The organism is Pantoea sp. SIMBA_079, from assembly GCF_046940275.1.
Lineage (GTDB): Bacteria > Pseudomonadota > Gammaproteobacteria > Enterobacterales > Enterobacteriaceae > Pantoea > Pantoea borealis.
This window is the reverse complement of record NZ_JAWRYR010000002.1, coordinates 40,018-62,636: the sequence shown is the minus strand read 5'-3', so window position 1 is coordinate 62,636 and position 22,619 is coordinate 40,018. Positions and strand designations below refer to the sequence as shown.

The window sequence follows — 22,619 nt, the reverse complement described above, 5'->3', positions numbered from 1 at the left end:
ACAGATTTGCCATATTTATGCCTCTGATAATTATCACTATTTTTTTGATAAAATAGTGATACTAAAATACGCAGCAAGGTACAGGCGTAATTACATAAGCGCAGTAACTTCAATCGACAAAGTCCCAGCGTCAAAATAATTGGCTGCCTGCGCTTATTTCCCGATAAACTGCGGTTCCTGTTGATCAGACTTTTCTTAGAATGAACTATTATACCCCTGATGATGATCATCTGAAAAAACGGTCGAGACGTTTTGTCCGGCGCATGTTTTTTATGCGGCAGCTCGGCACTGTGCTCTGTTTTTTCCCTGTTCTTTCTGTGCTGCTCGATATGCAGCGTGAGCTGTTTTACAGCGGTTTGCTGTTCATTAATGCGTTTGCCTGGCCATGGCTCGCCTGCCAGCGTGCATTGCGCGCTGAAGACCCGACCAGTGCTGAACGTAGCAATCTTACGCTAGACGCCGCTTTTGGCGGGATCTGGGTGGCGCTGATGTCGCTCAGTCCGGTGCCTTCCGTCATTATCATGGCAGTGCTGGCTTCCGATCGCTATGCGGCGGGCGGCAGCACGTTGCTGATATCAGCCGTTAAAGCATTTATCGTTTCTTTTTTACCGGTATGGATACTTGATGGCGCACGGGCAGAGAGTGCATTTACCATGCAAACAGTGTGGCTGACGCTGCCGCTGGCCAGCTGCTATATGCTGGCGCTGAGTATTGCCTCCTATAATCTCACCTGGCAACTGCGCAAGCGTAATCGTGAACTGGAGCGCGTGGCCCTGATGGATCCGGGCCTGCAGATCCCTAACCGACGGCTGTTTGAGCGACGTCTGGAGAGTGAGTTTTTAAGTACGCGGCGTGGTGACAGTAACGGCTATCTGCTGCTGCTGGATCTGGATCATTTCAAGGCCGTTAATGACACATGGGGACATGAAGCAGGCGATTTTCTGCTGGCTGAGATCTCGGCTCTGCTGCGTAATTATGTTGGTATTCAGGATATTCCTGCGCGCCTGGGCGGTGATGAACTTAGCGTTATCGTTCACCATGCCAGTGATGACACCGTAGTGGCTCTGGCGATGCGACTCCGTGAAAAAATCGCGCAGGTGGTTTTACCGGCCGCTCCCGATTATCACTGCACGGTGAGCATCGGTATCGCTCCGGCAAGCAGTGCTGATTCTCTGCGCGACTGGCTACGCCATGCGGATGAAGCGCTTTATCAGGTCAAGCGGGCAGGGCGTAACAACGTCCTGCTCTGGAGCTGAGTCACAACATCCTCAGCCAGCTAACGTAGCTGGCTATCTTTACTGCCCCGGCGATTATACCCGCTACTGCTGGCCTCTTTCTTATCCAGTTCAGACTGACACTGAATACAGTAGCGTACGCCGGGCAGTGCCGCGCGACGCGCTTCGGGTATGGGTTCTCCGCACTCATCGCAGAAGCGGGCACTTTCACCCTGCTTCAGATGACTTCGTGCCCGGGCAATAGCATCATCTACCGTTGCATCAATCTGTTTCTGGACTGCGCCATCTTCGGACCAGCCACCAGCCATAAAGTCCCCCTTATCATCGCTGAACATTAACTATAGTCAGCAGCAATGCGCACGTCACACTTTGCGTGCGGTTGCACTCATACCTCATTGCTGCTTCCTCAAACGAAATACCCGCCATTCGCGCAGGTAACGATAAGATGCATCAAATATGCAATTTTTCTTTATTAAATATAGAGTTATGTCGTTTCTTATTTTAAATACGTTGAAGTATGAATTTATATCTTTAATAAAAGTGTACAAAGGGGTGTTCGTTGTACAAATATATTCAGTCATGTTGCTGGCTAATAAAAAAGCCATTTCCAAATCAGCCAGGAAATATAGGGTGTTTGTTTTGTTAATAAAGCGAAGCGGTAAAGAAATTCCATCGATCAACTTTTAATCGAAAATTTTTCTCCGGATGAAAAATAACTCTCCTGACAGGTCGATTCTTTCGCTTAAGCGAAGCGTAAACGATGTCAGGAGAGTGTCATTTATAGGATTAAATGAAGTGCAGGGGGTATCAGATGCTGTATAAGTTTACTTACGACGACTAATTTTTCCTCCTTTTCTGCCCGCTTCAATAGCCCGTTCAGGATTGTTTCTGAAGTTGCCGCCGCTGACCTGACCGCCCTTACGGCCTGCCTCAGCAGCACGTTCTTTGTTAGCAGCAAAGTTACCTGCACCACCGCGGCGTGGTTTGGTTTTTTCAGCTTCTTCCGGGTTATTGCTGGAATCCTGCATTTTTTCCTCTCTGTTCATGCTGACTTGTGGCAAAAATAAATGTAGCGCTGTTTTTACCATATTCAAGCCAGAATTTATCCTGACTTTTAATTTACGACGGGTCGTTTGTTTAAGTAAGAATCGATTTTAAACGATCCTGTTATCTTAATCTTACGCAGGAGAATAGTTAGCATTTTACTCCGATAAAGGAAAGCGTTCTTTGCGTCCTGAAAAGGTTTGATGAAAAGTTGTGACAATTAGCCATGCACAGCATGACATCGCGCAATAAAAGAGTGCAGGCGTACTATTACGCTTCGTTTATTTTTTTCAGTCCTGGTATGAATGGGCAGAACAGAAATAAGGACTGAAAATGTCGGGTTATCGCAGGTGATTTTACCCGGGCAGGGGAGGCCTGGCTGCTGGCCGGGTCAGCAGCAGGCTATTCAGAGATCGATGATCAGGCTGGCGGTATGACTGCGGGAGCAGCAGAGGGCGACACACTGGGCAGACGACGCTTTTTCGTTGTCAGACTGAACCGTGTCGCGATGGTCTGGCTGACCTTCAATAACGGGTGTCAGACAGGCGCCGCACATGCCCATTTCACACGACAGTGCAACTTCCACGCCCTGCTCAGTCAGCACGGCTGCAATTGACCGATCTGGCGGAACCAGCCAGCTTCTGCCCGAGCGCGCCAGCGTTATCGTGAACGCTGCGCCCCGCCCGGTAACCTGCTGTGGTGCAGCAGCTTTAAATGCCTCTGTATGAATCGCTCCGGAGGGCCAGCCACAGGCTTCAGCCTGAAGCCGCAGATGTGACATGAAAGGCAGCGGACCACACAGATAGATATGTGCGTCGGGCTGATAATGTGCGACACCGGCAGGCAGATGATTGCGTGCGCTGACTCCCTCACTGCTGTACCAGAAATGACAAACGCCATGCGCAAATTTCTGGCTCAGCGTTGCTGCAAGCGCCTCATCGCCCCGCTGTCTGAGATAATAGTGCAGTTCAAAAGCGATGCCTGTTGCTTCCAGCGCCTGCGCCATCGCTGAGAGGGGGGTGATGCCGATGCCTGCGGCCAGCAAGATGACTTTCTTTGCTGCAACCAGCGGGAAAAGATTACGTGGTGCAGAAATAGCAAGCTGCATACCCGGGCGGAGCGTTTCATGTACATAGCGCGAACCTCCCCGTGAATCTGCGTCAAGTGCTACACAAATTTCATAGCAGTCGCGTCTGTTTTCCGGTCCGGTCAGTGAATATTGCCGGATTATTCCCGACGGCAGGTGCACATCGATGTGCGCCCCTGCCTGCCATGCGGGCAGCAATTGCCCATCTGCCGTCATTAGCCTGACGCCAAGATTGCGGCGGCCCTGACGCCAGATGCCGTCCGTGATCACAGTAATCAGTTTGTTCATCGCAGACCCTCAGACCAGAAAAAATTCACCAAATCCCATGCGCTTCAGACCACGCCGGTACGCGACCGAGCTGCGATCGGCCGGAATATGCGCCTCGAGCGTAAGATCCAGCGGCAGGCGTTCAGGGCGCTGGGTCTCCACCATCAGCCGATCCTCTTCAAACACGCGCAGGTTAAAGGCGTGCACCTCTTCCGGAGGAATATGCAGATCAAAGTTGCGTGCTATAGGCGCAAACATGCGCGTCTGACGGGCTGAAACCGGAGAAGCCGCATTCATGATCACCAGGCGGGCATCGTCTGGGAAAAAAATCGTTAATGTGGCCGTAAAGGGCAGATGCATCTCAAAGCGCCGCAGCCATTCAAAGCCAGCGGGCGCCTGGCAGGGGCTGTCGGCAGCGAAATTGCTCACGGAGCTCCAGTAATCGACGCTAAAGCCGTAGTCGGTTTCAACCGGATTATAAGCGGGCACCAGCTGGTTGGCCGGATCGGCAAACGTATCCGTATGTACCCAGGCAAAGTGCGCGACGTCCAGAAAGCCTTCTACCTGCCGGCCAGCAAATCCTGCGACGTCGAACCCGGGACAGTTGATTTGCTGGAATCCGCTCTCATCCCAGTGCGGCATCGTCGGCAGTGCTGCAGGCTGTTCACTGTCAGGTGCAAGACAAACCCAGATCAAGCCAAAACGTTCTGCAACGGCATACGAGGTAAGGTGCAGTTTGGCAGGTACCGGCTGGTCCGGACTCGACGGAATGCGGTTACACCGGCCATTTTCCCCAAAGCGCAGGCCGTGATAAGGACAGATAATGCCCTCTTCATCGTGAAAACCCAGCGTCAGCGGTACGCCACGATGTGGACAGATATCACGGGCGGCTACAATGTTTCCTTTGATCCGGTACAGCACCAGCTGTTCATCCAGCAGCGTCGCTTTTACCGGGGCGCTGCTGATATCACCACTGCGCGCAACAGGATGCCAGTGGCGCGCCAGGCGCAGCCAGTCTTCAGGGTCAAAAGTGCAGTGGGCAGGCGGTGTCGGGCCGGGCATAGTCATCTCCTGATAATCAGTTCACAGACCGTGATAAACGTACTCTTTTTCAGGACATTGTTATTACGCTTCTGTGTTACGATCCATCGCTAAGATTACAGTCTGCTGTTGCAAAAAAGTGTACAGGTACACGATGAGCCCATTTTCCCGTTTTGCACTCTATTTTACTGAGGTCGTCCGCAGCGGCAGTCTGCGTAAGGCGGCAGAAAAGCTGCACGTGTCGGCGTCTGCGATCAACCGGCAAATTTTACAGGCAGAAGCCTCCTTTAATACGCCGCTGTTTGAGCGTCTGCCGGAAGGGCTGCGCATGACCACTGCCGGCGAATTGCTCTACAGCGATCTCACTCGCTGGCAGCGTGAATTTCGCGTTACGCGCCAGCGGTTCGATGAAATTCAGGGGCTAAAACGCGGCACTGTTACCCTGGGAATGGTGCAGTCTCTGACCCGGGGCCGGATAGCCGAACGGATAGCGGTCATGGCGCAGACGCATCTCTGGCTGAATCTGACGCTTACCGTCGATAACAGCCATCGTATCAGCCAGCTGATCAGACAATCTGAAATCGATTTTGGTCTTATCCTCGACCCGGCTGGCCAGAGCGGCCTTGATGTGCTGGCTTTTGCTGAACTGGAAATGGGCGTGGTCATGAATAACCAGCATCCGCTCAGAACCCGTGATGCTATTTCACTCAGTGAACTGAGTCATGAGCGACATATTCTGCCGGGGGACTCACTGGTTGTTCATGAGCGGGTCGCTGCGCTCTACCACCGGCAGGGATTCCGCCCTGACAATGTGATTGGCTGTAATGATATTCGTCTTATCCATACGCTGGTGGCGCAGAACAGCGGGATCTGCGTGCTGAGCCTGCTGGATGTAATGACTGAGGTTGAAAAAGGGGAGTTGAGCTTTGTGCCGCTCCGGCACAACGTCATGCGCCCTCTGACGCTGGCATTATGCACTGCACCGTCGCGGCAGCTTTCGCGCGCGGCACAGATGCTGATTCAGCAGATGACGGAGGTGATTGAGTCGATGAACCTTCTTCAGCGCTGAACCGAAGAGTCGCTGCCGGTGCCATCCGGCCACGGCGTGAGGAGATCAAAGCCGTTATCTGTGACGGCAACGGTATGTTCCCACTGCGCAGAGAGTGAGCGATCTCTTGTTACCACCGTCCAGCCGTCATTCAATACGCTGGTCGCTGCTTTGCCGGCATTGATCATCGGTTCAATAGTAAAGATCATGCCCGGTTCCAGCATCAGGCCTTTACCGGGCGTACCATAATGAAGCACCTGTGGTTCATCATGATAGATCCGTCCGATGCCATGACCGCAGTATTCGCGTACGACAGAGAACTCTGCGCCTTCAGCTACCCGCTGGATGGCTGCGCCGATATCGCCCAGCCGGGCACCGGGTTTCACCACGCTGATACCCGCCATCATTGCATCGTAAGTGATATCCACCAGTCGCCTGGCGCGAACTGAAGGCTGGCCGACAAAGTACATGCGACTGGTATCGCCATACCAGCCCTCTTTGATAACCGCGACATCAATATTAATGATATCGCCCTCTTTAAGTCGTTTCGGACCCGGGATACCGTGGCAGACTACGTGATTGACTGACGTGCAGAGCGTACGGGTATAGCCATGATAGCCAATATTTGCCGGCGTGATTTTCAGGACATCAACGATGTAATCGTGACAGAGACGATCCAGCTCGTCGGTGCTGATACCTGGCTTTATATAAGGTCCAATCATGGCCAGCACGGCAGCAGCAGCATTACCCGCGGCGCGCGCCTGTTCAATTTCCGCGGCATTATGGAACGTAATATTCATGATGCCTTCTCCTGAGTCAGAAATGCAGGATGATTTAAGAGTGCTGCCAGGTCACTCCCTCCGTCGCGTTCAACGCGCATCAGCAGCCGGACCAGCGCCTGATGGTCTTTGTCGGGATAAAGTTCTGCCAGCATGCCCATCTTCATCCAGTGCTCCGCCTGAGCATTAACTGAGCGGCTCAATGCTCCGCTGGCGATACGCAGATTTTCATGCATCAGATCGGAGATTTTCACAATGCCCATGGCTGTGCCTTATATGTTGTGTATATGGTTCATATACTACCTGTAATGAAGGGAGATACAAGGTTGCCTGCGATAAAATCAGTAATGGTGCAGAGTTAAACGCAAACCGGGTGCGATGATCGCTTACGCTTTATCCTGAAATGAACCTGTTTAACATGCAGTAAAATATTTCACGTATCAGGTTAACTGGATATTAATCAGCAAGTTAAATGGAATATACAGGCCTGGCCCGACGTTGCTTGCGGATTGTTTCTGAATGGACATAAATTTTGTAGTATCTTTTTAGCGGTATTAAAAGCTTTTTTTCCAGATGTACACTGACCCGGCGACCGCAGAATGAACAAAGCAGATGATGATGAATGGGTGGATAGAGTAATAGGCGAGGCGGTAATGGCGCTGTTTGAAGAGGCGTTACCTGTTTCTTATGATGCTCTGCTCAGCAGACTGCAGGAGATGCTGGCAACGGAAAAGAGTGAAGCAAAAATCCGTTCGCTCTACTTTGCCATCCGGGAAATCCAGGGGGCAGACTGCCCGATAATCGATGCGGCCTCTCATGATCAGACGTTACACTGAGTGTCGAGGCACATAGCACATTGTAATGGCTTATTGCTCTCTGGCTGTCAGAGCGCGTACAGCGCTTGCATAGGTCTCTTTCATCCCATCAAGCGCCTCACTTTCCTGCTGCCGCAAATGCACAAGAATGTTGTCAATACTTAAAGGCTGTCCGGATTTGCGTAAAAACGACACGGTACGCCCGATGGCGGCATGAATGGCACTGTTGTTATCCAAAACGCTGAGTTTCACGCGGTATCCCTCTGCATATTAATCGGGTATTTATGGCTGCCATTATACGACCTGCACACGTTTTGGCCTGAGCAGACGGGGTCGGGTCAGGCGTTCAGGGCAGTGCCTGATGCAGTTTTTCCCGCAGGGCTGCAACCCTTACGGTAAGATCATGCAGTTCTTCATAAGGGGTATCCATCACCGAAATCATATCGGCGGGCACCCCGGCAGCTTTGCTTTTAAGCTGCTGCCCTTCATCAGTCAGGAAAATAAGTACCCGGCGTTCATCGCCGCCTGAATCGCGTTTACGCACAATAAGACCGGCTGCTTCAAGTCTTTTCAATAACTGGCTGAGCGTGCCGGAATCGAGCCGCACGCGTGCACCTACCTCCGAGACGGTCACCTCATCTTTTTCCCACAGCGCCAGTAATACCAGATACTGGGGATAAGTAAGTCCAAGCGGTTTAAGCCGGGACTGATAAAGCTTGGTCATGGCGAGTGATGCAGAGTAGAGCGCAAAACAGAGGAACTGGTCGACGGTTACCGGTGCGTCAGACAGCGGACGCTCGTTGTTACCGCTTTGATCATTTATATCAGTACACATTCACGATCCATTTGACTGATGCTGGCCGACAGGGAAAGCGCATGCTGCGCCCGGACAGCGACAAGTATTGAACCAAATTAAATTGATGTCAATGTAACTTGGCGCAATCGCAGTAGCTGTCGCGGGTGTGACAAACTGGCCTATGCTTACAGCCGGAGGTCAATATGTGTGGACGATTCGCGCAGTACAGCAGCAGAGATGACTATTTTATGGCGCTCGGTATTGCGCCGGATGAGATCCAGTACGATCCATTGCCTATCGGGCGCTACAATGTCGCGCCAGGTACCCGCGTATTACTGCTCAGCGAGCGCGAAGAGGCGCTGCGGCTGGATCCCGTCTACTGGGGATACGGGCCGGAATGGTGGCATAAGCAGCCTCTGATTAATGCCCGCAGCGAAACCGCTGCCAGCGGGCGGATGTTTAAACCTCTCTGGGAACAGGGGCGGGCGATAGTACCGGCTGATGGCTGGTTCGAGTGGAAAAGAGAGAAAGGGAAAAAGCAGCCGTTTTTCATCTATCACCAGCGCAAAACGCCGCTGTTTTTTGCTGCCATCGGCAAAGCACCGTTTAATCACGCTCAGGGGCACGAAGGTTTTGTCATAGTGACGGCTTCCAGCAATAAAGGCATGGTCGATATTCACGATCGCCGCCCGCTGGTCCTGACTGCAGAAGGCGTTCATGAATGGCTGAGCAACAGCACATCCGCACGTCGTGCCCAGGAGATCGCGCATGAAGCCGCTGAACCCGAAGACGCCTTTTGCTGGCATGCGGTGACCACGCGGGTAGGCAGCGTACGTCAGCAGGATGCTGAGTTAATTGAAGAGATCGAGCCGGAAAAGTAGCGACTGATACATTTTAGCTATCGAAATGAAAACCGGTGTCCGGTTGCAGCCAGCGGTAAGTCATTCAATAATCGAAGCATGACAACTTATCGCGTAAGAGTCGGGTACCACAACCCGTCAGCCCTGACTTTCAGGCAACTTGATGAACTGCTGGAGCCGCAGCGTTTCTGGCGTACTGCTACTCACACCAGTCGCTTTCGATACTATATGGAGTATGAGTATGAATCCGACGTATGCGACCTGTGCGCAGTCTGCGCGCTGGCCTATTCTCAGGCCTGCCGGGTGCGGCGGTGCCCGCTGGTATTAGTTGAGGAAGTGCCTGCCGCTGTGACGCAATAAGTTATGCGTGCGGGTGTGCTCTGCATCATAACAGGCGCAGCGGCATTCAGAATTGGCTCAGTGAGCCAGGCCGGTTTTTCACCTACGCTTTTCTCTGTATTTACTTACAGAGGAAGCATAAATGACGAACGAACTCAGCCGGAAACCCGTTGCCGATCGTGCCGAGGCAGACGCATTTTTCCCCTCAGACTACTCGCGCAATCAATTTACCAGCCCGGTATCCGATCTGGACGGCGCTGACTATCCGGTGCCCGGTGACGGAAGCAAAAAAATTCTGGTCCTGTGTACTGATGAACGTTATCTGTCTTTGGCTAACGATACGCTGTTTTCAACCGGCAATCATCCGGTAGAAACGCTACTGCCAATGTATCACCTGCACCAGGCGGGCTTTGGCCTCGACATTGCAACGCTCTCTGGTCAGATGGCAAAGTTTGAACACTGGGCCATGCCGGAGCAGGATGAAGCGGTAATACAATTTTATCAGCGCTACCAGCCAGCCTTTCGCTCCCCACTCAGGTTAGCCGATGTGTTGGCGACCCTCTCGCCCCATAGCGACTACGCGGCTGTTTTTATACCGGGCGGGCACGGTGCGCTGATTGGCTTACCGGAGAGTCAAGAGGTGGCGTCGTTATTACGCTGGACGCTGGAAAATGACCGTTATCTGATCTCGCTCTGTCACGGCCCGGCGGCATTTCTTTCATTAACAGAGTCCGATAATCCGCTGACGGGCTATGAAATCTGTGCTTTCCCTGATGCGATTGACAAGCAGACGCCGGAAATAGGGTATATGCCAGGTCATCTTGCCTGGTACTTTGGTGAAAAGCTGCGCGCTATGGGTATTTATATTATCAATGAAGATATCAAGGGTACGGTACATCGCGATCGCAATGTCATAACTGGCGACAGCCCTTATGCCGCGAATGCATTAGGCAAACTCGCTGCAGAAACGTTGCTAAAGGCATACGGTTAACACACCTGTAATTTCCAGTCCTGACGGCTCTGTTTGTCAGGGCTGGTATTTTAATGAGACGCCATTTTAATTGAGGGCAGAGTGCGCCACTTTCCCTGCCGAAGAAGAAATCGCTGATTATCGGCGCAGGTAGCTAAAACTTTAACGCTTTATTCTGAGATAAGTTTTTTCGATAGATAACGGGGTTTTGACTTTTTATGGAACCTGTGATTATTTTATAAGATTATGTTTTTTATAGTTTTTAACTTATTTGACTTTGGGTGTTACGCAAGAATATATCGTCAATATATCCTCTGTAAAATAACCGTTAGCAATCTATAATTTTTGAGTTCACGCATTGCGGTAATACCTTGCAGCCCCGGATGCAACGTTGATAACGCATGGGTGGTTAAATTGAAGCGTTTAATAAAAAATATTTCGTTCGGAATTTATCTCTTTAGGCTCACCCAGGAATAGTGCATGAAAAAGATACTAAACACGATCAATCTGCCAGCGAAGTTTATTTTGCTGGGGTTGTTTGCGCTCGGATTATTTATATTTCCTACCGGCCTGTTTATTCAAAGCGGGAATCAGGCGATCGATGCTAAAAAAATTGAGCTTACGGGCATACCGGTTGAAAAAAAGATGCTATCACTGGTTAACCTGGTCCAGCGTCATCGGGCAGAAAGTGCTATCGCTATTGCCAGCAACGATTCAGTTCGTGCTTCGCGTGTGGCGCTGGCAGAGGAGATCGATTCGCTCTATAGCAGTGTTGTCACTGAACTCGGCCAAAACGCGGAGGCTGCACAGCCGCTGGCGCGTTTGAATAAAGCCGACGGGGAGTGGAAAAAACTGCAGACAGAGATTGGTGATAAACACCTTTCACTGGAAGAGAGCCTCAGCCGTCATGCCAGTCTGATCCAGACATTGTTAATAGCAAACCAGGACATCCTGGATTTTTACGGCTTATCACTGGACAGTGACTTAAATACCTATCAGCTGATTATCAGCATTTTCAACCGGTTGCCGTTATTAACAGAAACCCTTGGGCAGATCAGGGCAAGTGGCACATCCCTGATTGCGTCAGGCACGGGTACATCAGAGGTCGCGCTCAGTCAGATGGATTTCCGGCTGCAAAATGGCAATGTAGCGCTGGAGCAATTTAGCAATAATATGGATAAAGTTTTTGCTATTGAACCAGCATTAAAACAGCTGTTTGCCAGCGCGGATACAACCGCCGTGCAGCAGGCACAGGATGCACTGGCGCTGGCCAATGCCATTTTTGTATCCAAAACCAAAACCGTCACGCCGGCAGAGTATGTCCGGGTATTCACTGAGGCGATCAATAACTTTTCCACGCTGGGAAAACAGAGCGCCGATCAGCTGTCGATCATGCTGAATCAGCAAATTGATGCGCGCCGTAATGCGCAATACAGCCTGCTGGGGGTACTTTTCGCGGTGGCGTTACTGGCTGTCTGGGTCGCCGTTATGATATCCCGCTCGGTGACGCGTCCGGTGGAGGAGGCGGTTAACGCTGCCCGCCATGTTGCAGCCGGCGACCTGACCTGTCCGATTCATGTCACTGGCAGCAATGAGATGGGGCAATTGCTGCAATCATTGCAGCAGATGCAACAGCATCTTGCCGGTCTGGTATCAGATATCAAGGAGAGTGCGCTGACTATAGCGTCATCGTCTGAAGAGATCGCAAACGGTAATGGAAACCTTTCTGCCCGCACTGAAGAGCAGGCCGCATCCCTGGCAGAAACCGCTGCCAGTATGGAACAGATGGCATCCATTATCAGCCAGAACGCTGAAAATACTCACCACGCTACAACTATGGCTGAAGCAGCAACGCAGGCTTCATCACTCAGCGGACAGGCGATGTCCTCGGTAATGGAAACGATGAGACGTATCCGGGGCAGCTCGGCAAAAATTGAAGAGATAACCAGCGTCATTGACAGCATTGCTTTTCAGACAAATATTCTGGCGCTGAATGCCGCAGTAGAGGCAGCCAGAGCGGGTGAATCGGGCAAAGGGTTTGCCGTCGTCGCATCTGAAGTGCGTTCGCTGGCACAGCGTTCTGCTTCTGCTGCGAAAGAGATTAAAGAACTGATTGCGCAATCTGTTGGTCACGCTGAAGAGGGGATAGTGATGGCCAGAGATGCAGGTGACAAGGTGAAACAGAGCGTAGAGGCCATCGGTCAGACAGCGCAGCTCATCCGGGATATCTCTGCCTCTTCTCAGGAGCAGAGCAGCGGGATTTCGCAAATTAATATTGCAGTAAACCAGATGGATCAGGTTACACAGCAAAACGCAGCGCTGGTTGAGGAGTCAGCTTCTTCGGCTGGCGACCTTGCAGAACGAGCCTCACGTTTACGTCAGCTGGTGGCTGTTTTCCATACGGTCTGATCTTTTCAAGGATGCGGGCGCGCCCCGCATCTGTTTACAGAGAAAAAAACGCAAACAAACGTCGTGAACCAACACCATTTGCCAAAAAAATTTCCGGCAGCAGACTACAATTCCACCCCGTTTCGCTTATTTACTATGCTTCTCTATGATTCTGAAAAGAGGCAATTTTGTGCATTCTCTGCTGGTTTTTTCTGGAATCATGGATTTAATATTTACAGTAATTCAGCCAGATAATTTCAGACAGCATTATACGTAGCTGCCGCCGGCTGATAAAGTAGACAGGTACACTCACGTAAACTGGAGTATTTAATGCTAACCACAATCATTTACCGTAGTCACATCTCCGCTGATGTGCCTGTCAAAATTTTGCCGGGTATGGTTGAGAAGGCGAGTCTCCTGAATGCGTCGCACCAGATTACCGGTATTTTGCTCTTTAACGGTACGCATTTCTTTCAGATCCTTGAGGGACCTGAAGAGGGTGTTATGACGATCTACAATCGCATCTGTGCTGACCGCCGTCATCACAATGTGGTTGAACTTATGCGTGACTACTCACCTTATCGCCGTTTCGGTAATTCCGGAATGGAACTGTTTGACCTGCGCGAACATGACCAGTCAACCGTACTTCAGGCGGTACTGGATCGCGGTACGTCCCGCTTCCAGCTGACCTATGATGACCGGGGCCTGCAGTTCCTGCGCACCTTTGTGGAATCGCGGGAAAAAGAGAACTATTTTGAAGTGCTGCCAGCCGATCTGTGGGACTTTATCCCCGATATGACAGGGTCGCTTCAGGAAGAGCACGGCATCCATTTCCGCCCGGTGGTCGATCCACTTGGCCGTGAAATCACCGCGCTGGAGGCCATCTCCGACAGTCAGGAGAGTGCAGGTGAAGATGAAGATAAATACAGTGCAAATCTGAACGCTGTGCGTATGGCGCTGATGAAAGCGGGTAAAGCCTGTCCGGATGGCATGACGCTCTATTTAAGTATTCTGCCGATGACGCTGGTTGCAGTGCCAAACGCGGTCGATACCATTACGGATGCGATCAAAAGCGCCGGGCTGGTGCCAGAGCAGATTATTTTGGGCGTCAGTGAAACAGAAGTTATCCCGGGCCTGAACGACTTTACCGAAGCGGTCAAGCAGCTCAAGCAGGCGGGCATCAGCCTGTCGATTGATAATTTCGGTGATGGCTCTGCCGGACTTTCACTGCTGACACATGTACAGCCCGATCGCGTGCGTATTGCATCCGGGATTATTCGTGATGTACACCGTAGCGGTCCTAAGCAGGCCGTCGTGCAGGCTATTATCAAATGCTGTTCAGCCCTTGAAATTAATGTCATTGCATCTGGCATTGAACAGCCTGAAGAGTGGATGTGGCTTGAGGCTGCAGGCGTCATCGATTTCCAGGGGTCGCTCTTTACGCCACAGGGTACATCCGTGTCGTGGCCGGAATATCGCGAAGCGATGTAGCGCCATTCTCTGCATCTGCATCACTCTGACCGACCGGCGCATCATCAATGCAGCCGGTCATTTTTTTTAGCCAGGCTTCTTTCGGTCAGATTTTCATCTCCGCCAGTAAGGGCGTTTTCTGGCATCATGAATACGGTAAATCAGTGAAATTTATACGAAACGCTCAGGCTCATTGCGGTACAGGGTTACACACGAAAATTCTGTGTTAAACTTTGCGACCCCGAACCTGCAGGCGGACACATCATGAAAAAAGAATTTGAAGAAAAACTGACTGAAATTTTAATCGGTGAGGCCGTGACTGATTTACTTGATGCCAATGCGGCTATTTCATGGACTGCTTTACTTGATCGCCTGCGTGTTGGCCTGGATAAAGAGACCGATGAGGATCGCATCCGTGCCGCATTGCGTGCTATCGATGAAGTCAGACGTGAAATGCAGGTAAGGGCATCCGAAAAAGCGATTATCACTGAATCTGACAGACGACCTGCGCGTGGCAAAATGCATTAAAATTGACCACAATCAAAGATTTCCCACAGTCTGACGCTAAATTGTTCCCCGGGAACAATTTCTGTTAAACTGTATGCTTATCCACCTACGGACGGAGGTCATGTGAAAAATGACGCAACCGCCGAAGATATCTACGCCGTTATCGGAACGGTCGTAGCGCGCCTTCTTAAGCCGGATGAGCATCTGACTCTGCATGATATTACTACTGCGCTGCATCAGATGGGTGAGACAGCGACAGGGCAGGATGTTCGTGAGGCCTGCCGCAAAGCTGTAATCATGCTTGCCCGCCAGATGCACTAACTCATATTTACGCAATATTAACGATCAAACAACAATCCAATCAGTGCCTGATAATGCTGCTCTTCTTCAGCGCTGGTTGCTGCTTCAAGACGACCAAGCAGCTTTGTACATAGCGCTTTGCGATTGAGGTTTTTACCTGAGGTCAGAATTTCAACAACCAGTTGTCCCAGCGTTTCCTGCTGGCTCAGAGTGGATGCTTTACTAAAATAGTTAGCGATGTCACTAGCGGATGATGGGTGCTGTACCATATTCTGACGCATAGTTAGCCTCTTTGAGATAAGTAAGTTGTGCTGACAGGGGTAAAGTTATACAACTAACTTTTACTTGTACAGCTTTTTCTGCCCTTCTTTTGTCAGCTTTACCACGATGTTTGTTTTTTATGTTACAAATCAATGGTTTGAACCGGTTCCTGCCAGAACAAAAATCTCACTCTATCTTTGTACAGGTTCAGTGTATGGGTCTGTATAAGGTTGTTCCGATAAAATGTGTTAATTGTCGTCATCGTCGCCCGTCGTGAAAGGCGTCGGTTTAGCTGGCAAGGTTGTTTGCTCATGACGCTTTGCCTGAAGCTGCCATTGTGTATGCGTTGTGTGTAGTCGTTCAGGCTGTACAAAATTTTTCAGCCAGCTTCTGGCATCTGCAATTTGTGCCAGACGCTCATCATTCTCTTCTGTCTCTGCCATACGACCCAGCTCAGCGATCAGAGCCTGAACGCTGATGTCTCTATCGCCCAGTGCCAGATTCAACGTCGCTTCGCCAATAATGACATGACCTATTACCTTTTCATGAAACAACACTTCATCTCTCCTCATCATGGTTTGTAATGGTTTTAAAGTGTAATGAGCAGCAATATTTCTACAATACGTTATAAATAATCAGCTAAGCTCAGGGGCGAAACATATTTAATGACTATGAAATGCAGGTTTGTAACGCACTGATAGCGTGCAACATCATTCTGATGCCGCAGTGTAAACTGACTGAAGGCAGAATAATCTTAAAAAAAATTAATGTTATTTATTTTCTTCTTGTTCAACTTTTGCAGCTGCTCACGCGTTGCACGCTATTTCCGGAATAGATCGATCGGTCATCATTACACGCTGGTCAGCGTGATAAAAAACCAAACACGGTTAACACAAACTCGCTTTTAAGACTATGCGCCTTTTTTGATCGGGCCTGAGCATTGTATTAACTCTCTGAATACTGACCGTTATCGCCGCTTTTCCGTAAGGTAATAATCTGAGCCAGAATTACATCAGCTGAGGATTTCACTTTTGCGGCCCGTATCGGGCAGTGCCGGGATAGACTTTGCTGCACGGCCACGCTAAAAGTACCTGTATATCGCTGCTGCGATTTATACCCATGTTAAGCATGGCACGCTTACGACATACCCGCTCTGCATTAGCAGGCAAAATTTTACGCGGCTCACAGAGAAGGGAAGTTACTGTTCGGGGTCTTCTGGAGCGAGGGGAACCGTGCTGATGATAATTCTGCGCTGTAAATGGCTGTCAGGCTGGCTGCCCCAGCAAAATGTTACCCAGTGTTCGCAAAATTCCTGCCAGTCAGAGACGGGTACCAGCAGCCTGTCGTGGCGGGTGCCATCCCATACATAGACATAATGATCCCGATCGCGCAATGCCCAGGCAATCATGCTTTCCCACATAACCTTTGCCGCATTAGTCTGGGCACTGTCAGTGATAATAATTGAACGTGTATGCAGGAAATAACAAAAAAAACGGCGTGCCAGTCCATGCACGGCCTGTTCATGTTGAGGCTGACGCGTGCGCCAGACCATAATCTGAATGCAGGCGCGCAGAGGAGAAGTATAATCCCTGGTTTCTTCCAGCCTTACCGCATAAACCGTTTCAGGTCTCTTTTCCTGCGTAACCAGCCGGTATTGTTTATCTTCCGGACAGACATACAGAGCATAACCAAACGGCACAATAAAGCCTGGCAGCGTGAATGCACGGGGATCGTCTGCCAGAAAAGCGCTGGTATCATCCCGATTTGGCGCTTCACGACTCAGAATCTGGTTAAAGTGCGTATCAGGCAGGGTGATGGGCATAAGGTTATCCGCTGTATTTCGTTCCAAAAGACCTCCCTGAAAACCGGAGTGGGTGTGATGATAAATTAGCGAAGAATGATAAGCTGGCACAGCAGGAAAGCGTGTAACCGGAAATGATGCTGTATGCGCCTGCCTATATGCAGGGTAGCAGAGCGGAGGTGTCGTCCCTGACAATTTCTCCGGCCGGAAAACGCTTGCGCGTAACCGATAAGGTTATCTTTATCGTCGTCTTCCAGCCGGAGCCGGACTACGTCCATAGGCGTCAGTTCTTTTCGTCGTTCAGGCTTGTCAGTGTCTGCAAATAGGGCACGTACGGTACAGCGTGCTCAGGTTTATCAAAACTTCTCAGCCAGCTTCTGGCCTCTGAGATCTCAATAAGACGGGCATCGCTGCCACCCGCATTCGCCATCAATTCGAGCTCATTAATCAGTGAATGAACGCTGATCTTTTTTTCGCTCAACGCAAGGCTGAGTGCCGCTTCGCCGATAATGACATGACCTATCTCGTCGTGTTGAATAGACAAACAAACCTCCTTTACGATTGCGGGATAACCTCAACACTTACTGTAGGCGTAACGGCAGAATTTGCCGGATATATTTTGAAATTTTCCAAATCAGGTAGCAGAATTTTTTGATCGAATGCTTTTTAGCCAATGAAAATTCTGCAGACTATTGCCGCCAGGCTGACTCTCACATGCTGCAAAAAAAAACCCGCGCAGGGCGGGCTAACAAAATGTTGAATAGGATTTCTCTCGCTGAAAACGCATCCTGTGTGTTGTTTGCCAGAATAAGCTGGCTCATAAATTATAGATGACAAGTCAGCGGAAAACGGGTTTCAGCGCGAAACACGATGAAAAACTGCCATGCTCATCGGACCAGCATAAAATAGTGTGGTAAACCAATTGTGCCGTGTTTAAGCGATTTACAGAATTGTATTACCTGGCCAGAGGCGGGGGAGGCGTGCGCCTTAACAGGCAAAAAAAATGCCTCCGCGAGGAGGCAAGGTAGGAGTTACTCAGCTCAGTGCGTAGTTGGATTTCTCACTGAACATATTAATGATAGAGAAATTTGTCATTTTTTTCCGGCTCGCTTAGTAAAAAAATTTACATGCCAGGTATATAGTTAGCTCGCTAATTATTTAAGATGTTGAATTATGAGTGTTTTTTAAGGTATGAAATCGTTTCCTAAGAATTGGCTTATATTTACATTTCCTGTTTACATCACTTTTTTTAATCATATTTTTCAGGTGATCTTCATTGTTGCAGATGCCTTATCAACCTGGCTCAGAACAATGAACTGTTGATTGTCATAACTAAATTGCGCTACCGGCTGCAGGCCAAGGCGTATGTGCGCTTTAAGAGAGGCGATATTGTCATGCCTGACAAAAAGCACGGGCTTACGCGAACCATAGCGACGACATGCGCGCGCGAAAAGCGCTTCTGAAAGGCCTTTTCCGCGAGACTGCGTAGCGATACAGATCGGACCGTAAATCCAGCAATGTCTGCCTGCAGGCCAGGCGCTAAGCATGGCAGTGATAATGTCAGGCGTATTTGCTGCATTTTCCTGAGTAAACAATACGCCCTGCAGTCGTGATTTTTGCCTTACCAGCAGCACCCAGGTTGCACTATTACTGAGCAGCTCGCACACCCTTTCCTGACTAAATGTTCCCTGTAATAACGCGCTGTTTTGCTGTAAGAGCTGGCTGATTTCTGCACTATCGTTTTTCTGTGCCAGGTGAAATGTACTCTGCTGATTGTTCAAATGTCGCTCCATCTCACTATTGGCATTGTTATAAGTTTTGTCTGTTTTTCGTGCTTTCTCCGTTGAGAGTCATCCTAAAACGTAGGTTTTGCTTGATGACTGACGAGAGCTTGCCAGGCTTAGGGAGGTCATTTCCATCAGATAAGGAGAAATCATGTCACGTTTTGCAGATAAAGTTGTCGTTATCACTGGTGCAGGTTCAGGTATTGGCGCTGCGTCAGCACAACGTTTTGCTGCTGAGGGCGCGTCAGTTGTACTGGTGGGAAGAACAGAAGAGAAGCTGCAAAAAGTCAAAGAGGCTTTACCTGCTGGCAAACATCTTGTTGTTCCATGCGATGTCTCAGATGCAGAGCAGGTCAGGCAGCTGAGTGAAAAGGTTAGCCAGCACTACGGGCGTGCGGATGTACTGGTAAACAATGCGGGCAGTATTGTTCAGGGTAAGATCCACGAAGTTTCGCCTGAAGACTGGAAGACGCTCATGGGCACCGATCTGGATGGCGTCTACTACTGTACGCACTACTTTATGCCAGCCCTGCTGAAAACTAAAGGCAACGTCGTTAACATCTCTTCCGTTTCCGGACTTGGCGGAGACTGGGGTATGAGTGTATATAACGCGGCCAAAGGCGCCGTAACCAACTTTACGCGCGCGCTGGCAATGGATTACGGTTCAGACGGCGTAAGAGTCAATGCTATCTGTCCCGGTTTTACATTCACCGATTTAACTGAAAATGCAAAACAGGATGAAGCGTTACTGGCGCGCTTCTACGATCGTATTCCACTGCGTCGTGCAGGAGAAGCTGATGACATTGCGAGCGCAATTGCCTTTATTGCCAGCGATGATGCCCGCTATATAACGGGCGCTAACCTGCCGGTTGATGGCGGTTTAACGGCATCAAACGGTCAGCCAAAACAAGCCTGATAGCAATAAAAAAAGCCCGCGGCAGTTGCGCGGGCTTATCGGTGATATCACGCGAATTATGAGCGTGGGATCTCGGAAACCTCTTTCACATCAGCTTTGTTAATTTGTTGTTTAACGCCGTTAGCATCAACATAGCCCAGCAGTCCTGACTCTGCTTCTTTCGGTTTGCCGTCGCTGACAATTGTACGACCATCATTGGTATGAATAGCGTAGCTGGTACGGGTACAGCCGGTAAGGGCGGACAGGGCAATAACCGCTGCTACAGGAAGTAAAATAACTTTCTTCATTGTGCTCTCCTTGATAGATGGATCAGTTATTCAGTTCGCTCATGTTCGTGATCTGATCACGATTGATCTGCTCAGTTTTGCCGGTTTGCGCGTTCTCATACGATACCAGTCCGGTATCGCTGTCTACCTGTGGTTTGCCACTGGTAATAATGGTGCGGCCATCAGTCGTTTTAATCGCCTGGTTAGACGAGCAGCCGGTTACGGCTAAAAGTGAAGTCAGGACTACAGCAGCAACAACCATTTTTTTCATCATATTTCCCTATTTCTGGACACGTTATAAGAGGAGCATAGTCCATAATTTCCGGGAGTGGTCTGACCTGGATGATTTTTTTGTGCAATTAATGCGGCGAAAAGCAGAAGCCTGTGTTCTGCCAAAGCGCGCGGTTTGGCATCAGGCCGTTAATGCCTGAGAAACAGATAAACGCAGACATATCGAAAGAAAACGATCGAAATACGTGAAAACATCTTTAGCGAAAGCGATATCACGCCATACAGATGTATCAGTGTGAGTACAAAAAAGAAGATTCGGTAAGTGATGATCGGCGAGGGCAATGACTAACGTCAGGCTGCCTGAATCCGCCCTAACAGCAAGCTAAAAAGATTATCGTAATGCATTTTTTCTGCTGGATCGGTACAGTGATCAAGCCGCGAAAGCAAAGAAATACACAAGGCCTTACGGTTGAGCGTTTTATCAGAACTTAAAATCTCTTTAACCATTTCACCGAGTAATTTGAATTCTGCAGATTGCTGTATTCTGGTCTGCTCTTCTGCGCTGATTTTATCCGCTGCAGGAAAATATGGATTCTGGCACATAACTCTCTCTTCTTAATTTAACAGGCTTAATCAACCTTCACCGGGCACTATTAGTTCATTTTCTTTGCCAGCGACCGAATAACCTTTTCACACGCCTGCTGTACTTCAGGGCTGTCACTCCGCAAACCGGTACGGTATAACGCACCAATAATCTCCTGCAAAGAAAGCGCTTCGCCTGGTTTTAATATTTGCGTAATGACGTCACCCAGTAACGCGTGCATCGCTTCTGCATCTTCTGAATCATCTTGCCGCACATAACCCTCATCCATTTTTAAATTGCTTAACGTTTTTAATATGTCAGAGACGCCTGTAACGTAAAGTCGCGACAACAGTCAAATAACTTAATTAGGAAATGCGTATTTCCTAATAGCGCAGCAGCATTAATCCAGCAGGCGCAGCGCCATCTTAATAGTTTCTTCGCCATTAGTCACATCCTGAATTTTACCCACTACACGCATACCAAATGCAATACAGAGTAGCAAGCCGGCAGTGGTATCGGCATCCAGGTGGCTGGCTATTGAGCCATCATCCTGACCCTGCTGAATCAGCGATATAAGAAAAGCCCGGTTGCGCAGCACGGCCTGGCGCACCAGATGAGATAACTCTTCATCAAGCGTCTGCAGTTCAACGGTGCTGCCTACAACCAGACAGCCGCGCCGTCCCTCAATTTCGCTGGCGGAATCGAGATAGAACTGAAGCAGCTCAGCAACCCGCTCGCGGCCAGTAGCGTATGCGCTCAGACGTTCGCGCAAATCGGTATTTCGAATTGCAATATAGCGCTCAAACACGCGCAAAAAAAGCGAGCGCTTGTCCTGAAAAGCTTTGTAGATGCTACCTGCAGTAAGCTGCATGGCTTCACCAAGGTCGGCAATAGAGGCGGCGTGGAACCCTTTCTGGCGAAAAACGATCATGGCATTATCAAGCGCAACATCAATATCAAAATTGCGCGGTCTGCCGCGTTCACGGGGAGCAGCGGCAGAAGATTTTACTGTTGGCATTCACAGCCCTTCTGAAGCGATTGTTTCCAAAGTATCCCGTTTGCGCCTGAACCGGTCAACGCCGGAGATTTACGCTAGAGTTAAGTGGTTAAATTACATCGTATTGTGATAAATATTTCAGTCTTTGCAGCAGGGGAACAGCATGAAAGACGTCTTTATTGTGGGTGGTGCAGGAAATATCGGACGTCAATTGGGTCAGCAGCTGAGCCAGGACGGTGTGACGGCACGTGCATTGTGCCGCACCGCTGAACAGGAAGCCAGCTTGCAGCAACAGGGTATTCAGACTGTCAGGGGAGATCTGGTTGCCCTGGATGAACAGCAACTTACCGGGCTGATGCAGGGATGCGGGCTGGTGGTTTTCACGGCGGGCGCCGGAGGGAAAGGCGGAGAGGAGATGACTAAGGCCGTTGATGGTGAGGGGCTGATTAAGTCCGTTGCCGCCGCGCAGCGCGCCGGGATAAAACGCTTTATTCTGGTCTCTGCTTTTCCTGAAGCCGGACGCGGCAGGCAGCTTTCTGACACTTTTGAAAACTATATGCGCGTAAAAAAACAGGCCGACGTGATCCTTGCCGCAAGCGCGCTTGACTGGGTGATTGTGCGCCCCGGCACGTTAACCGATGAGCCGGCAACCGGCAGAATCAGCGCAGGGCCGGCAATCGCCTATGGCACTATCGGACGTGCAGATGTTGCCGCCACGCTGGCGGCGCTGGTCCATCAGCCTGCCGTGTCCCGCGTCATCATTGAGCTGACGGCGGGAGAGAGACCCGTTACAGAAGCGATAGACGCGCTTATTACACCTTAACCCATTCAGCA

30 protein-coding genes are annotated in these 22,619 nt (G+C 50.0%); 12 read left to right on the top strand and 18 right to left on the bottom strand.

Annotated features, from left to right (window positions below):
• The first annotated feature begins 200 nt into the window (after positions 1 to 200).
• Complete coding sequence (locus SB719_RS04195; protein WP_065647568.1) at positions 201 to 1,256, top strand: diguanylate cyclase; 1,056 nt, start codon at positions 201 to 203, stop codon at positions 1,254 to 1,256.
• A gap of 20 nt (positions 1,257 to 1,276) precedes the next feature.
• Here the strand turns inward: SB719_RS04195 and SB719_RS04190 are convergent, their stop codons facing one another.
• From SB719_RS04190 to hpxD, 4 genes are all read right to left on the bottom strand, one after another.
• A complete protein-coding gene (locus SB719_RS04190; protein WP_065647569.1) occupies positions 1,277 to 1,543 on the bottom strand; it encodes a DksA/TraR family C4-type zinc finger protein in 267 nt (88 codons plus the stop codon).
• A 516-nt stretch (positions 1,544 to 2,059) separates the two neighbouring features.
• A complete protein-coding gene (locus SB719_RS04185; RefSeq protein ID WP_304234512.1) occupies positions 2,060 to 2,263 on the bottom strand; it encodes a general stress protein in 204 nt (67 codons plus the stop codon).
• Between the two features lie 422 nt (positions 2,264 to 2,685).
• The gene (locus SB719_RS04180) at positions 2,686 to 3,654 is read right to left on the bottom strand and encodes a PDR/VanB family oxidoreductase (RefSeq protein WP_304234430.1); all 969 of its coding nucleotides are present in this window, start codon (positions 3,652 to 3,654) and stop codon (positions 2,686 to 2,688) included.
• A 9-nt stretch (positions 3,655 to 3,663) separates the two neighbouring features.
• Positions 3,664 to 4,701 carry a molybdenum cofactor-independent xanthine hydroxylase subunit HpxD gene (gene hpxD, locus SB719_RS04175; RefSeq protein ID WP_304234432.1) on the bottom strand — a complete coding sequence of 346 codons (1,038 nt, stop codon included), beginning with the start codon at positions 4,699 to 4,701 and terminating at the stop codon, positions 3,664 to 3,666.
• 127 nt (positions 4,702 to 4,828) lie between these two features.
• On the opposite strand from hpxD, the gene SB719_RS04170 reads away from it, so the two are divergent.
• On the top strand, positions 4,829 to 5,743 hold the full coding sequence (locus SB719_RS04170) for a LysR family transcriptional regulator (RefSeq protein WP_304234434.1): 915 nt from the start codon (positions 4,829 to 4,831) through the stop codon (positions 5,741 to 5,743).
• Here the strand turns inward: SB719_RS04170 and map are convergent.
• Both map and SB719_RS04160 read right to left on the bottom strand, forming a co-directional pair.
• Entirely contained in the window at positions 5,734 to 6,522 is a 789-nt protein-coding gene (map, locus tag SB719_RS04165) for a type I methionyl aminopeptidase (RefSeq protein ID WP_304234435.1), read from the bottom strand. The genes SB719_RS04170 and map overlap by 10 nt on opposite strands.
• Entirely contained in the window at positions 6,519 to 6,764 is a 246-nt protein-coding gene (locus SB719_RS04160) for a ParD-like family protein (RefSeq protein WP_065647575.1), read from the bottom strand. Before SB719_RS04160 ends, map begins: the two co-directional genes overlap by 4 nt.
• A 336-nt stretch (positions 6,765 to 7,100) precedes the next feature.
• Here SB719_RS04160 and SB719_RS04155 point away from each other — a divergent pair, with 336 nt between their 5' ends.
• A complete protein-coding gene (locus tag SB719_RS04155) occupies positions 7,101 to 7,337 on the top strand; it encodes a hypothetical protein (protein ID WP_065647576.1) in 237 nt (78 codons plus the stop codon).
• 30 nt (positions 7,338 to 7,367) lie between these two features.
• Here SB719_RS04155 and SB719_RS04150 read toward each other — a convergent pair whose 3' ends face one another.
• Positions 7,368 to 7,568, bottom strand: coding sequence for a hypothetical protein (locus SB719_RS04150; protein WP_304234439.1), 201 nt, complete (start codon positions 7,566 to 7,568; stop codon positions 7,368 to 7,370).
• A 94-nt stretch (positions 7,569 to 7,662) separates the two neighbouring features.
• Entirely contained in the window at positions 7,663 to 8,151 is a 489-nt protein-coding gene (locus SB719_RS04145) for a MarR family winged helix-turn-helix transcriptional regulator (protein ID WP_065647577.1), read from the bottom strand.
• A 164-nt stretch (positions 8,152 to 8,315) separates the two neighbouring features.
• Between SB719_RS04145 and SB719_RS04140 the strand changes: the two genes are divergently transcribed.
• The 7 genes from SB719_RS04140 (at position 8,316) to SB719_RS04110 (ending at position 14,967) form a co-directional block, all read left to right on the top strand.
• Positions 8,316 to 8,993 (top strand): SOS response-associated peptidase family protein, encoded by a 678-nt coding sequence (locus SB719_RS04140; protein ID WP_292968932.1) that lies wholly within the window; start codon positions 8,316 to 8,318, stop codon positions 8,991 to 8,993.
• Positions 8,994 to 9,071: 78 nt separating this feature from the next.
• Positions 9,072 to 9,332: a hypothetical protein gene (locus SB719_RS04135; protein ID WP_075050691.1), complete on the top strand. Its 261-nt coding sequence runs from the start codon at positions 9,072 to 9,074 to the stop codon at positions 9,330 to 9,332.
• A gap of 121 nt (positions 9,333 to 9,453) precedes the next feature.
• Positions 9,454 to 10,302 carry a glyoxalase III HchA gene (hchA, locus tag SB719_RS04130; protein WP_304234443.1) on the top strand — a complete coding sequence of 283 codons (849 nt, stop codon included), beginning with the start codon at positions 9,454 to 9,456 and terminating at the stop codon, positions 10,300 to 10,302.
• A gap of 459 nt (positions 10,303 to 10,761) precedes the next feature.
• Positions 10,762 to 12,690 (top strand): methyl-accepting chemotaxis protein, encoded by a 1,929-nt coding sequence (locus tag SB719_RS04125; protein ID WP_412158925.1) that lies wholly within the window; start codon positions 10,762 to 10,764, stop codon positions 12,688 to 12,690.
• Between the two features lie 309 nt (positions 12,691 to 12,999).
• Complete coding sequence (locus tag SB719_RS04120; protein WP_304234446.1) at positions 13,000 to 14,160, top strand: diguanylate phosphodiesterase; 1,161 nt, start codon at positions 13,000 to 13,002, stop codon at positions 14,158 to 14,160.
• 243 nt (positions 14,161 to 14,403) lie between these two features.
• Positions 14,404 to 14,667, top strand: a complete 264-nt coding sequence (locus SB719_RS04115; RefSeq protein WP_292968922.1) for a hypothetical protein — start codon at positions 14,404 to 14,406, stop codon at positions 14,665 to 14,667.
• 102 nt (positions 14,668 to 14,769) lie between these two features.
• Positions 14,770 to 14,967 (top strand): hypothetical protein, encoded by a 198-nt coding sequence (locus SB719_RS04110; RefSeq protein WP_292968920.1) that lies wholly within the window; start codon positions 14,770 to 14,772, stop codon positions 14,965 to 14,967.
• 17 nt (positions 14,968 to 14,984) lie between these two features.
• Here the strand turns inward: SB719_RS04110 and ycgZ are convergent, their stop codons facing one another.
• From ycgZ to SB719_RS04085, 5 genes are all read right to left on the bottom strand, one after another.
• A complete protein-coding gene (ycgZ, locus tag SB719_RS04105; protein WP_065647584.1) occupies positions 14,985 to 15,227 on the bottom strand; it encodes a regulatory protein YcgZ in 243 nt (80 codons plus the stop codon).
• A gap of 228 nt (positions 15,228 to 15,455) precedes the next feature.
• The gene (locus SB719_RS04100; RefSeq protein WP_412158924.1) at positions 15,456 to 15,764 is read right to left on the bottom strand and encodes a hypothetical protein; all 309 of its coding nucleotides are present in this window, start codon (positions 15,762 to 15,764) and stop codon (positions 15,456 to 15,458) included.
• Positions 15,765 to 16,405: 641 nt separating this feature from the next.
• Positions 16,406 to 17,056, bottom strand: coding sequence for a hypothetical protein (locus SB719_RS04095; RefSeq protein ID WP_304234449.1), 651 nt, complete (start codon positions 17,054 to 17,056; stop codon positions 16,406 to 16,408).
• Between the two features lie 235 nt (positions 17,057 to 17,291).
• The gene (locus SB719_RS04090; protein ID WP_304234451.1) at positions 17,292 to 17,552 is read right to left on the bottom strand and encodes a hypothetical protein; all 261 of its coding nucleotides are present in this window, start codon (positions 17,550 to 17,552) and stop codon (positions 17,292 to 17,294) included.
• Between the two features lie 718 nt (positions 17,553 to 18,270).
• On the bottom strand, positions 18,271 to 18,789 hold the full coding sequence (locus SB719_RS04085; protein WP_304234453.1) for a GNAT family N-acetyltransferase: 519 nt from the start codon (positions 18,787 to 18,789) through the stop codon (positions 18,271 to 18,273).
• A 154-nt stretch (positions 18,790 to 18,943) separates the two neighbouring features.
• Here SB719_RS04085 and SB719_RS04080 point away from each other — a divergent pair, with 154 nt between their 5' ends.
• Positions 18,944 to 19,708 carry an SDR family NAD(P)-dependent oxidoreductase gene (locus SB719_RS04080; protein WP_292968911.1) on the top strand — a complete coding sequence of 255 codons (765 nt, stop codon included), beginning with the start codon at positions 18,944 to 18,946 and terminating at the stop codon, positions 19,706 to 19,708.
• Between the two features lie 56 nt (positions 19,709 to 19,764).
• Here SB719_RS04080 and SB719_RS04075 read toward each other — a convergent pair whose 3' ends face one another.
• The 5 genes from SB719_RS04075 to SB719_RS04055 all read right to left on the bottom strand — a co-directional run bounded on the left by SB719_RS04075 (position 19,765) and on the right by SB719_RS04055 (position 21,806).
• A complete protein-coding gene (locus tag SB719_RS04075) occupies positions 19,765 to 19,995 on the bottom strand; it encodes a YgdI/YgdR family lipoprotein (protein ID WP_065647590.1) in 231 nt (76 codons plus the stop codon).
• Between the two features lie 22 nt (positions 19,996 to 20,017).
• Entirely contained in the window at positions 20,018 to 20,245 is a 228-nt protein-coding gene (locus SB719_RS04070; protein WP_412158923.1) for a YgdI/YgdR family lipoprotein, read from the bottom strand.
• A 311-nt stretch (positions 20,246 to 20,556) separates the two neighbouring features.
• Complete coding sequence (locus SB719_RS04065) at positions 20,557 to 20,808, bottom strand: biofilm development regulator YmgB/AriR family protein (RefSeq protein WP_304234456.1); 252 nt, start codon at positions 20,806 to 20,808, stop codon at positions 20,557 to 20,559.
• Positions 20,809 to 20,858: 50 nt separating this feature from the next.
• On the bottom strand, positions 20,859 to 21,062 hold the full coding sequence (locus SB719_RS04060) for a hypothetical protein (RefSeq protein ID WP_304234458.1): 204 nt from the start codon (positions 21,060 to 21,062) through the stop codon (positions 20,859 to 20,861).
• A 126-nt stretch (positions 21,063 to 21,188) separates the two neighbouring features.
• The gene (locus SB719_RS04055; protein ID WP_304234460.1) at positions 21,189 to 21,806 is read right to left on the bottom strand and encodes a TetR/AcrR family transcriptional regulator; all 618 of its coding nucleotides are present in this window, start codon (positions 21,804 to 21,806) and stop codon (positions 21,189 to 21,191) included.
• A gap of 142 nt (positions 21,807 to 21,948) precedes the next feature.
• On the opposite strand from SB719_RS04055, the gene SB719_RS04050 reads away from it, so the two are divergent.
• Positions 21,949 to 22,608, top strand: coding sequence for an NAD(P)H-binding protein (locus SB719_RS04050; protein ID WP_292968908.1), 660 nt, complete (start codon positions 21,949 to 21,951; stop codon positions 22,606 to 22,608).
• Positions 22,609 to 22,619: the final 11 nt, after the last annotated feature.